General features: G+C 62.1%; 8 protein-coding genes and 1 tRNA gene. 4 read left to right on the top strand and 5 right to left on the bottom strand.

Features of this window, described 5'->3' with window-relative positions; translation table 11 throughout:
- Both ACXJKO_RS26110 and ACXJKO_RS26105 read left to right on the top strand, forming a co-directional pair.
- Positions 1–782: sulfatase-like hydrolase/transferase (locus ACXJKO_RS26110; protein ID WP_457093970.1), on the top strand; the 782-nt coding region annotated here is incomplete at its 5' end.
- Between the two features lie 122 nt (positions 783–904).
- On the top strand, positions 905–1366 hold the full coding sequence (locus tag ACXJKO_RS26105) for a hypothetical protein (protein WP_457093969.1): 462 nt from the start codon (positions 905–907) through the stop codon (positions 1364–1366).
- Between the two features lie 452 nt (positions 1367–1818).
- Here ACXJKO_RS26105 and ACXJKO_RS26100 read toward each other — a convergent pair whose 3' ends face one another.
- The gene (locus tag ACXJKO_RS26100; RefSeq protein ID WP_457093968.1) at positions 1819–3588 is read right to left on the bottom strand and encodes an adenylate/guanylate cyclase domain-containing protein; all 1770 of its coding nucleotides are present in this window, start codon (positions 3586–3588) and stop codon (positions 1819–1821) included.
- A 214-nt stretch (positions 3589–3802) separates the two neighbouring features.
- Here ACXJKO_RS26100 and ACXJKO_RS26095 point away from each other — a divergent pair, with 214 nt between their 5' ends.
- Positions 3803–6577 (top strand): ATP-binding protein, encoded by a 2775-nt coding sequence (locus tag ACXJKO_RS26095; RefSeq protein ID WP_457093967.1) that lies wholly within the window; start codon positions 3803–3805, stop codon positions 6575–6577.
- Positions 6578–7006: 429 nt separating this feature from the next.
- On the opposite strand, the gene ACXJKO_RS26090 is transcribed toward ACXJKO_RS26095, so the two are convergent.
- Positions 7007–7198: a hypothetical protein gene (locus tag ACXJKO_RS26090; RefSeq protein WP_457093966.1), complete on the bottom strand. Its 192-nt coding sequence runs from the start codon at positions 7196–7198 to the stop codon at positions 7007–7009.
- Positions 7199–7393: 195 nt separating this feature from the next.
- A tRNA-Cys gene (locus ACXJKO_RS26085) sits at positions 7394–7468 on the bottom strand.
- Between the two features lie 1802 nt (positions 7469–9270).
- Here ACXJKO_RS26085 and ACXJKO_RS26080 point away from each other — a divergent pair.
- The gene (locus tag ACXJKO_RS26080; RefSeq protein WP_457093965.1) at positions 9271–9753 is read left to right on the top strand and encodes a nuclear transport factor 2 family protein; all 483 of its coding nucleotides are present in this window, start codon (positions 9271–9273) and stop codon (positions 9751–9753) included.
- 45 nt (positions 9754–9798) lie between these two features.
- Here ACXJKO_RS26080 and ACXJKO_RS26075 read toward each other — a convergent pair whose 3' ends face one another.
- On the bottom strand, positions 9799–10911 hold the full coding sequence (locus tag ACXJKO_RS26075) for an ABC transporter substrate-binding protein (RefSeq protein WP_457093964.1): 1113 nt from the start codon (positions 10909–10911) through the stop codon (positions 9799–9801).
- Positions 10908–11309 (bottom strand): sensor histidine kinase (locus ACXJKO_RS26070; protein ID WP_457093963.1); only part of this gene is annotated, 402 nt, incomplete at its 5' end. The genes ACXJKO_RS26070 and ACXJKO_RS26075, both read right to left, overlap by 4 nt.

The raw sequence follows: 11309 nt of genomic DNA, 5'->3' as shown, positions 1-11309 counted from the left end.
GCTTCGGCCTGTTCGCCGATGCGATGGCCGAGTTGGACTGGGTCGTGGGCGAGCTGCTCGCCAAGCTGGACGAACTCGGCATCGCCGACGACACGATCGTGATGTTCACCAGCGACAACGGCGCGGAGATCTTCAGTTGGCCGGACGGCGGCAACCATCCGTTCCGCGGCGAGAAGGGCACGGTCTACGAGGGCGGCTTCCGGGTGCCCATGCTCGYGAAGTGGCCYGGCGTCATCAAGCCGGGCACCATCRTCAATGAGATCATGTCGRCCGAGGACTGGCTGCCGACGCTCGTCGCGGCCGCCGGCGGYGATCCGGASCTGAAGCAGAAGCTGCTCACCGGCTACGAGGCRGGTGGRAAGACCTTCAGGAACCATCTCGACGGCTACAACTTCAAGCCGTTCCTCGAMGGCACGGTCACCGAGAGCCCGCGCCGGGAGTTCTTCTACTTCAGCGACAACGCYGACCTCATGGCGGTGCGCTACAACGAGTGGAAGATCACCTTCAAGACCATCGTCGGCAACCTGTTCAGCGGTAAGGAGGACACCACCAACGTCCCGCTGGTGACCAACCTGCGCGTCGACCCCTGGGAGCGGTACCAGACAGAGTCGACGTCCTACGGCGAATGGTGGGGGAAGTCGCTGTGGGTCATGATGCCCGCCATGGGGATCATGGGTCAGTACCTCGCGACCTTCAAGGACTACCCGCCCAGCCAGGCCTCCGGCTCGCTCAGCGTGGAGAAGGCGCTGCTGGCCTTGCAGGAGGGCGGCCGGAAGAACTGACGGGGAYGCCCATCCGGGCGATCTGACGTGAACCCAGTAAGGACCGCTCCYGGCACTCTTGAGACATGCCGGGACCGGAAAGTCAGCCGTAACCGCGATCCGATAAAGGGAGGAAAGACACCATGGCAGACAACATCATCGTCGCGACATTCAGCAACGTCAGTGCTGCTCACGATGCCGCCCGCGCAATAAAGGACCTCAAGGACGCAGGCGGTACAAAGTTCAAACTCAAGTCCGGTGTCATCGTGACCAAGGACGAGCGGGGATCGGTGTCGGTTCTTGAGTCCGACGTCCATCCTTTTCATGGAACCAAGGTCGGCGTCGTAGTTGGCGGGCTGATCGGCTTGATCGGCGGCGTACCGCTCGCGACGCTGGCAGCACTCCTCGGAGCTACCGTCGGGGTGATCAACGATGCCGGGATGGCGATCCTCGGGTCTGCCACCGTGACTTCGATCAAGTCCGAGATGCAACCAGGAATGACCGCTGTCATCATCGACGCGGACGAATCCAGTCCCAACGCAGTCGATGACATTGTGGCCAAGGGAGGGGGGCGTGTCTTTCGCGAAGCCAAAGGCGAGTATTAGAGGACCGTCAAAGCTGACCGCGAGCCTCGCCGGGAGCACCTAATAATGGCGCGTCGCTGTTTTCAATAGTCGAATTGTCAGCGGCGCGCTGATTCCTCCGGACCGATAACGGATTTGTCCGCAAAAGTCGCTCGGCTTCCCTGTGATACCGACATAGCCGTCCACCGCTGAAGTGATCGAGTGAGGCTGGGAACTTCCGGTTTTGGCACGAGGCAGACGAAAGCCAAACTTCTGTAGTCATAGGATAAGCCGACCTTCATAAGGCCACGCCCAACGGCTCAGTTTGACCCGAAGCGGCCGTTCGATCCAGGCGCCACGAAGCGCTGCAACGGGTGGTAAATGGTCTTTGGTGCAATGTCCAAAACCGGACACTCTCAGGAGCATTCACCCGGTTCGAGATTGATGGATCGGTAGTGCATGCGCCAGAAGCGATGCTGGGGTAGAAGGCGCAGTCACTCTGGCAGGCCAGCCTTTTCCAGTCCTGTGATGTAGAGGTCGGCCATGCGGGGATGGTGGAAACCAGTGCTTCGGGACGTTCGAAGGCTGGAGGTGGGTTGCGCCTTCAGGAGCTCGGCCACAACTACCTTCGCCTCCTCGATACGGCCAAGATGGGCGAGTGCAGCGGCAAGGTAGCGGCGCGCGACATTGTGGGTCGGAACCTCAACCAGGATGCGGCCGGCCAAGTTGACCGTCTCCTCGAAATGGCCCGCGAACAAGTGCGCCGCCGCCAGACCGAGCATCGGGAAATAGCCTTTCGGGTCGACCGGGTTCAGGCGCCGCGCCTCCTCGAACTGCTCAATGGCTCGCAGGCTGTCCCCGAAGTAGTGGAAGACCCATCCGCAGAACGAGCGCACATGAACCGAATTCGGATGAAGGGCGAGCGCCCGGTTGGCCAGCTCGAGCGACTGCTCGAAGCGAACGCCCAGGGTGGAATAGGCCCAGGCCGCGACGGCCAGGACCGCCGCGTTCTCAGGGTCGGCCGTGACCGCGCGTCCAGCCAGCTCACAGGCTTCGGTTGTGCTGGCCTGCTTGTCCGCGGCCCATCCGTTGACCGTCATTCGGACGAGACATTCCGCAAGGGCCGCGAGCGCGTCCGCATAGGTCGGGTCGAGAGCCACGGCTCTACGGAGCAGACCTTCAGCCTCTTCGAAACCCGCCCGTGTGTAGACGTTGATGGCCGGGAGTGCCCGGAGGTACAGATCATACGCGTCGAGATTGTCGGTCGGTTTGCGCCGGGCCCGTTCGATCTCCGCCAAACGCAGGCTCGGCTCGACCGCGATGACGACACTTGTGGTGATGCGATCCTGGAGCTCGAAAATCTCCGAGATCTCGCCATCGAAGCGGTCCGCCCACAGATGGGCGCCCGTGGTGGCCTCAAGCAGTTGGCCCGAGATCCGGACGCGCGGACCGGCCTTGCGGATCGAGCCTTCCAGGAGGTAACGGACGCCGAGTTCGCGGCCGATCTGGCGCGCGTCGATGGACTTGTTCTTGTAGGTGAACGACGAGTTCCGGGCGATGACGAAGAGCCACCTGACCCTGCTCAGGGCCGTGGTGATGTCCTCCACGATGCCGTCGGCAAAGTACTCCTGTTCGGGGTCGCCGCTCATGTTGCTGAACGGGAGCACCGCAATCGAGGGTTTTTCGGGGGCGGAGCGTGATGCGGCGTATGCTGTCCCAGACGAGATGGATGAACTGGGACCCAGGGCATAGGCTCGAACGGGCTCGTCGATGTTCTTCAGCGTCTGCGGCCCAAGATCGGCAAACGGGAGGGAAATGGCCTTTCGCACATAGCCATAGGCCGCGTCTGAGATGCAGATGGCACCTGGTGCAGCGATGCTCTCCAGCCGTGCGGCGATATTGACCCCGTCGCCGAGCAGGTCGCCTGCGCGCACCATCACATCCCCGACATGAACCCCAATCCGGAACTGGAGGCGCTTCTCCTCAGGCCTGTCCTGATTGGCGGACGCGAGTGCCTCCTGCACCTGGGCGGCACATCGGACTGCATCGACAGCGCTTGCGAACTCGGCCAGGACGCTGTCGCCGGCGGTGTTGGCGATCCGCCCACCGTGATCAGCGATGAGCCGGTCCATGACTTCGCGATGAGTTGTCAGTGCCTGCAACGTGCCGGCCTCATCCTGGCCCATGAGCCGGGAATAGCCCGCTACGTCAGCGGCCAGGATGGCCGCCAGCCTGCGTTCGATCCGCTTGATGTCCGGTTCCATCCATCGCTCCGCTCGCCGGAACCACGGCTGGACAGATTAGCGCCGAACCGCAGGACGGCAAAGGAGATTGCCGAGGCACCCCCGCGGCCGTCGGCGTGCACCAGCGGGCATCCCTCTAAGGCGAACTCCGATCCCAGCGATTATGCTATCCTGCCCTACCCAGTGGTGTGACCGAACGGACCGCAGGCTCTTCCGGAGCGCCGGAGTTCTGCCGATGCACGAGACGGATTGCCTCCCCACGCCCAAACGGAACCCGCTGCCGGGCGCCATGCTCGCATTCCTCTTCACCGACATCGAAGGCTCGACCCAGCGCTGGGAGGCTGCACCACAGGCCATGAGGACGGCTCTCGCGCGCCATGACCAGCTCATGCGGGCAGCAATTGCCCAGGCGGGCGGGCAGGTCTTCAAGACCGTCGGGGATGCTTTCTGCGCCGCCTTCCCGGATGTGCCCTCAGCCCTGGCGGATGCCCTGGCCGCGGAGCGGGCGCTCCAAGCCGACGGCTTTCCGGAGACCGGCGGCCTCAAGGTCCGTATGGCCGTCCATACCGGAGTGGCGGAGGCCCGCGACAGCGACTACTTCGGGCCGCCGCTCAACCGGGTGGCGCGCCTGCTGGCCGCGGCTCACGGTGGTCAAGTGCTCGTCTCGGGCATTGCGGCGGACCTCGCTCAAGGCTCCTTGCCTCCAGAGGCAAGCCTGAGCAATCTCGGCCGGTATCGGCTGAAGGACATTTCCGAGCCGGAACACATCTATCAGCTCCAAGCTCCAGACCTGCCATCCGAGTTCCCGCCCCTCCGGGCAGGAGTGGCCCAACCCAACAACCTGCCGCAGCAGGTCACGAGCTTCATCGGACGGGAGGCCGAGCGGGCCGACATCAAGGCATTGCTGAAGGAGCACCGGCTGCTGAGCGTGGTCGGCACCGGAGGGGTCGGCAAGACCCGCCTAGCCCTCCAGGTTGGAGGCGACCTGCTGGAGCATTACCCAGACGGGGTCTGGCTGATCGACCTGGCGCCGCTCAGCGCTCCTCAGCTTGTCACCGAGACCATTGCCCGCCTCTTTGGGATTTCAATGGCGGCTGGCAAGCCACTGACAGAAACCCTCGTGGTGTTCCTCAAGGACAAGCGGGCCCTCCTGATCCTCGACAATTGCGAGCACCTTGTCGCCCCAGTGGCTCAGTTCGTCGATGCCATCCTGCGCGGCTGCCCGCAGGTCTCCATCCTGGCGACCAGCCGCGAGAGGCTGGCGCTCACGGGAGAGCACACCTACTCCATGCCCTCCCTGAGCGTTCCGGACCAACCGGACGGCATCACGGCGGACAACGCCCTGAGCTTCAGCGCCGTGTGCCTGTTCGTGGAGCGGGCGAGCGCCAGCATGCCCGGGTTCTGCCTCACCGATGTGAATGCGCCGGCGGTGGCCACGATCTGCAAGCGGCTTGATGGCGTGGCGCTGGCCATCGAGATGGCCGCCCCACGGTTGAAGATCCTCAAGCCGCAGGAGCTGGCCAGCCGGCTCGACGACCGCTTCCGACTTCTTACCGGAGGCAGCCGCACGGCGCTGCCGCGCCAGCAGACCCTGCGGGCGCTCATCGACTGGAGCTACGATCTGCTGACCGGCTCCGAACAGACCCTGCTGCGCCGCCTGTCGGTGTTCGCCGGCGGCTGGAGCCTGGACAGCGCGGCCGCTGTTGCGGGCGGGAATCCAGTCGAGGAGTGGGAGATCCTCGATCTCATGGCATCGCTCGTCGACAAGTCCCTGGTGGTCGCCGATGCCTCTGGCGCCGAGACCCGCTACCGCCTGCTGGAGACGACACGGCAGTACGCCTTCGAGAAGCTGCGGGCGAGCGGCGAGCGGGGCCGCCGCCGCAGCCTCGCAGAGTACCTGATCGGGTTTTATGCCAAGGCCGAGGAGGCCTGGCCGACCACCCCAACTGAGCCTTGGGTCCAGACCTATGCGCCCGAGATCGACAACCTGCGCACCACTCTGGAGTGGGCCTTTGGCCCGGAGGGGGACGTGGGCTTGGGTCTGGACCTGGCGGGCCGCTCGCTGCGGCTGATGCAGGAACTGTCGCTCTTTCCGGAACTCCGGCGCTGGTCTGAAGCAGCCCTGGTCCGCGTTGGTGAGGCACCTCCGGCAGTCGAGGCGCGGCTCTGGCGTGGCAAGGCCTACACTTACAACCAGTTCAACGACCCGCAGCAGGCCGGCCTCGCGCTGCGTGCGGCATCCCTGTTCAAGAAGGCGGGCGACCGGCAGGCGCAGGCGGTGGCACTGGCGCGAGCCGGGGCGTCGCTGATGACCAACGCCAAGACCGCGGAGAGCGAGCCGCTCCTGCACCAGGCGCATGACCTCTTGCAGCCGTTCGGTCCGAGCAAGCATCTGGCCGCCTGTCTGCATTACATCGGTGTCTGTCATTTCTTCGCAGGGGACGGAGCAGCGGCGGAAGATTTGATCGAGCAGGCAGCCGCGATGGCACGCGCACTCGGGGACCGATCCGGGCTGCGGCTCATTCTGAACTCTCTGGCCGAAGTGCAGTTTGGAACCGGAGCAGCGGGCAAAGCTGTCGTAACCATCAAGGAGGTGATCGCGGATGCCMGGATGTCCAACGACCGCCGTGCGCTCGCCCATGCAGGCAGCAATCTGGCGGCCTACTCCCTGGCGCTGGGGGATCTCGCCGAGGCACGCTCGGCCGCACAGGACAGTCTGCGCGAGGCCCGATCATTGGGCTTGCCGTTGTACCTGATCTGCGACATCGAACACTTGGCGGTGGTTGGGGCTCAAACCGGGCAGGTCGAGCAAGCGGCCCGACTGCTTGGTCATTGCGATGCTTGGTACCAAGCACAGGGCATCACACGCCAGGGTACCGAAGAGGTCGGCTATAACCGGGTGATGGCTCTTTTGACCGAGGCTTTACCAGAGGCCGCGCGGAAGCGGCTGCTGGCTGAAGGGGCCGGCTGGGACCAATCCCAAGCTGCTGCCGAAGCGCTCAAGGTCTAAATGCCGGATCCAGTCGGCAGGCCAATGCGATCAACTTAATGCCAGGCCTGCAATCGATTTCGGGAATGGAGTTCCCTGATTTGCGCTGTAGCGAAGGTCGGCTCCTGGCAAAAGCGGAAGTAGACCGAATGTCCGCTTCGAATGCGAGACGTTCCTGTCAGTGAACGAATTTCACTACCTGACCCAGAGGCGACGTTGGCTGATCTCAGGCATATGGCTGGTGTACGGCGCAGACCTAACAATGAGGTTGGCACCAGTGGCTCCCCAAGTGTTCTTCAGTATTCGTGCTCACACAGAGCCCGCCTAAGAAGCCATATAGACTGGCGTTTTACTGACGCACTGCCTCGAGCGCCGATGAAGGCTTCCGAATACACTCAAATGCAACTCCATCCAGATCCATAATCGGTCTTATCGGAAATTCGCTGAGGCTTATTCCTCATGCGCGCGAGGCTTGGGAGCCGCGTCCCGGCGCTCCTCCTCGTCGGCCAATGCATCGAGGTGCTTGGCAGCCTCAAGCAGATGCTCGCGGCTCTCGCGGAGGCTTGTCCAACGGGCAACTTCTCGGCTCGTCTGGGCGCGTTGGCGATACTCAGCCGCCTTGGTTTTCGGCTGTTTCGACACGGTGTTTCAAGCTCTTTCAGATCAAAAGATGGCGAACCATAAGAGATCCTTGCGGGCCGCGCCTTTAGATAAGTTAATCAGAGCCATTCCATAACGCCGCTTATTCCATCAACGCCCTTCCGACATCGGCTTCAATGGTCGCTCAGAGAGCCGTTCTGGCTTGATCCCGTGGGGGGAGATGAAGCGGAAGGAAAGTGGAGGCCTCGCCTGGACTCGAACCAGGGTAACAGGAATTGCGGTCCTGCGCGTCGCCGTCTCCGCCACGAGGCCATCTGCCTAAAACATAGGCGAAACGGTTCGATGATGGCTGGTTCTTTCGGAGTGCGACGTTCTTCCTTCGGACTAGCTCACGCCGAAGGCCCCGGGGACGGCGTTTCCCAGGGCCTTCCTTTGTGGAGTGGCTTCGCGCTGTCTGTTTCCTGCTTCGGGTAGACCAAAGCGGAACCATGAGCGAGATCCGTTCTCCACGATGGCAGCGTCTGCCCAGTCAGGCTTGGCGTCAATTCACACGGCTGCGACTATGGCCAAGGTTACCCTCCCCGTCCCCAGCATCCGACAGAACAGTTCCGTAAACGGGCTTCCGCGACTTACGCGTGTACGTAGTGCGCCTCACTGACCTACTGCTTGAAAGGTGGTTGTCCTTTGGCCGGGGTTTTCGCAGTGTCGAGTTCCGGATGATTGCGGACCAGCCCCTCTCGGGTGTCAGCGAGGCTGTCCCAGGTTCTGGCCATTTCCAGAAGCTGATCACGCTGCTCCCCCCTCGGGCACCTGCCGGGCGAGCATACGGCACTCCTGAGCATGTTTCCGATAATCGGATGCTGTTTTCATGGTGTAACCAAACGCCTTATGAAGCGAGGATCTTCAATCCCAAGCGCCGCCTAGACAGCAGTTTCAGTGCGCATAATCAAGGCTGAGGCCCTGTTTAATGATAGGCCTCGGGCGGGTTTGTCATGATCCGAACAGCCATCGCGAACGCGTGTGGGCCGAAGGGTTTCGGAAGAACGAAACTTCGGGGCACCCGCTTCGAGCGCCCTTGATCAAGGGCAGGAATGTAGAGAATGGGAAGGTCAGGCCGCAGGGAGCGCACGGCGTGAGCGAGTTGCCATCCATCAAGGCCTGGCAGCCGCACGTCTGTCACGAGAATGGTCGCCTCGCAGCCAGCTTGGAGGGCAGCCAGAGCCGCTTCACCGCTTCCAACCCCCACAAACGGTACAGCCTGCCTCTCTCAGGACCCCAGTCAGCGTTTCCAGGACCAGGGGATTAGTTTCGACGATCAGAACTGCAATGGTAGGAGGCATGTGGAGAAACTCGAGCGACAACTGGGAATCGGCTACCAGGGCAGATGCAGTTGCCGCCAACAATCAGCCTGGTCCATAACGCCGCTATCGGAAATTCACGGACAATCTTCTCAAGCACACGCGAAGCTGCTAAAAGAGCACTGTAATTGAGAAGTAAATCATGCGGTCCGAGGATTACAACCAACTGGAGATCGAGGCCATCCACGCTCGCCTGGACCGACAGGAAAGAAGAACATATCTCATTCTGTCGTTGCTGTCAGGCTCATGCCTTATCGTTCTCGGCCTGTTGTTTTTCCATGTCGTTGAAATTCAGTAACAGGCTCGCCGATAATCCTGGCTTTATTTCTGCTTAAGATAATTTTTTCTCAAAGAGTCGGGTATCTGACAGACGAGGATCTCTCAGGTGAGCATAAGAACTATACCGAACATGCTTTCGCCCCTACGGTTCGGACCTTGGAGCGCCTCGAGAGGGCGCTTTCTTTTGAGCAGAGCCAACCTCTGCCCCGTTGCGCACTGTTCCATAAACGACCTTACGCGAAATGCGCTTTATGATTCCAGATTGTCGCGTCCTAGCACACCAAAGACCTAAGCGCTTGGTCCGCTTCGCCGCTCATGAGCGGACGTTCGTTTAGCCGCGGGAAGGTGAAAGTTTGACCCGTTGCKGACTTCCCGGCTCTTCTTTCCTGGAATGCCTTTTCATGGCAGTGGCAGGGACTGATTGAATCAATGATGCCCGTGTCCACCGTTCCCGTTTCGCCAACGAGAAAGATTGTCATGCAAGCCTTGGATCCGCTCGACCACATTGCCATCAACGATGTCCTCTGCCGCTTCTTCCTCGCCTTCGACGAACGCGATTGGTCGGGGATGGAGACCTGCCTCGCACACGAGGTGTTCATTGACTACTCCTCGTCAGGCCGCGAGCAGGCAAGCACCATGAGCGGCGCCGAGTTTGTGCAACGCCGGCGCGATGCGGTTGACACCCTCGCCAAGCATCACAGCTTCTCCAACCTGCTGCTGTCGAACGAGCTGGAGGGTGTGCGGGGACGCTGCAACTACCTGATCCTGAGGTTCGACCGCGAGTTCAAGGGGGAGGGTGAGGACTTCTACCATTCATGCGGGGCCTACGAGTTTCGGTTCGGCAAGGCCGAAGACCTGTGGAAGATTACCAGCATCACACAAAGGGCTCTGCGGAGCTGGGGCAACCGGAATCTGCATGGCGGCACGCGCAAGGCCGACGGCCAACACACGAAGGCCTGACCACCCGCCCGCAAAGTTTTCCGACATGTTCCAGGGGACGGCCGCTCACCGGGTCGCCATGTCGACAAGCGACCGGCTCCAGTCGGCAATGAACCGCCTGCGCCTCTCGTCGTCCTGAACCGCGAGCAGGGCAGGTCCGATCGCGATCGGACGGGCGATGCCTGTGCGTACGATGGAGGCTGCGCCCTTGATGCCGGCAGGAGCCTCCCCGGCGAATCCGAAGAAGAACGCCTCGCGCTGTGCCAGTGTCTGGCCCCGGCCTGACAGAAGGTAATTTACGAAACGGGTTCCTGCGGCGGCATTGCCTGCGGTAGCGGGGATCATGGCTCCCCGGCTGAGCACAAGGGTGTAATCCGCAGGCATGACCAGCCCGAGCCTGGCTCCGGCACGGACACGGGCATAGGCATAGGACGCCAGCATGTTGTAGCCTATGAGGATGCGGCCTGCCTCGATTTCATCGAGGATTTCGCCTGTGCAGCAGCGTACGACCGTATGGGCGCGCCCAAGGCTTTCAAGGAGGCGGCCATAGGTGGTGGTCGTCTGCTGCGAATCGTTGAAGGCCAGCAGATAGCCGATGCCCGACTGACGGATGTCATAGGTGCCGACGCGGCCCTGGTAAGTGTCAGGCTTCAACCGCAGAAGATCGGCGATCTCAAGATGTGTTTTCGGGACATCCTCGACGGGGACCCTGTCCCTATTGTAGACGAACACCACGGGCTCGAAGGTAAATCCGAACACCTCGTCCCGCCAGTTGGCCCAGCGTGGAACCGTCTGGGTCTCCGGCGAACGGACACTGCCTGCGCAGCCGTCGTTGGCGAGTTTCACCAGTTGGTCGACGCCCGAGGACAGCAGCACGTCGCCCAAGGCCTGACCGTCCTGACAGGCCTTGGACGCCGCGGCAAAGAGATCGTTCGTGACGTATTCCACGAACTCAACCCGGGTGTTGGGATTCAGGAGCTGGAAGTCGCGGATCAGCGGCTCCATGGCCGGACGGTCAGTCGCGGCGTGGATCGACAAGACCTCCTGCTCGCCCTGCAAGGCCGGGAATGTCGGGGTCGGAATACCTTGGGCAAGGCCGGCCAGAGGTTGGACCGCCGTCCAGAACAGACAAAGGATCAATAATATGGGTCGACGCGGCCGTCTCTTCTGGCGTCTCATGACTTGGGTCCAATCCTGCTCGGCAGGCTCATGATGACGGTAAAGCCGTTCCCGTCGGCATGGCGGAAGGTCAGGCGTCCGCCATGTGCGGCCAGCACATCCGCGGCAATCGACAACCCGAGCCCGGATCCGTCCGGCGAAGGTGCGCCGAACCTCTCCGTCACCTGCGGCCACAGCTCAGGCAGGATGCCAGGGCCATCGTCCTCCACCTCGATGTCCACTGTCTCGAACTCCTGGCGCACGCGAAGCGTGAGCTGCGTCGGGGCGCCATGGCGAATCGCGTTGTCCACCACGTTCTTCACCGCTTCCTTGAGACTGATGGCATCTCCTTCAATCGTCACCGGAACCGGAGGCAGCTCCAGGGAGGTCAGGACGTCGCGGTCCAGTGTTTCCGGCAC

It is taken from the genome of Microvirga sp. P5_D2 (assembly GCF_054049475.1).
This window is presented reverse-complemented; position numbering and strand designations above follow the sequence as displayed.

Excerpts from the sequence above, each read along its gene's own strand:
- ACXJKO_RS26075 (WP_457093964.1), bottom strand. The coding sequence starts at position 10,911 with ATGAGACGCCAGAAGAGACGGCCGCGTCGACCCATATTATTGATCCTT.
- ACXJKO_RS26100 (WP_457093968.1), bottom strand. The coding sequence starts at position 3,588 with ATGGAACCGGACATCAAGCGGATCGAACGCAGGCTGGCGGCCATCCTG.
- ACXJKO_RS26105 (WP_457093969.1), top strand. The coding sequence starts at position 905 with ATGGCAGACAACATCATCGTCGCGACATTCAGCAACGTCAGTGCTGCT.
- ACXJKO_RS26080 (WP_457093965.1), top strand. The coding sequence starts at position 9,271 with ATGCAAGCCTTGGATCCGCTCGACCACATTGCCATCAACGATGTCCTC.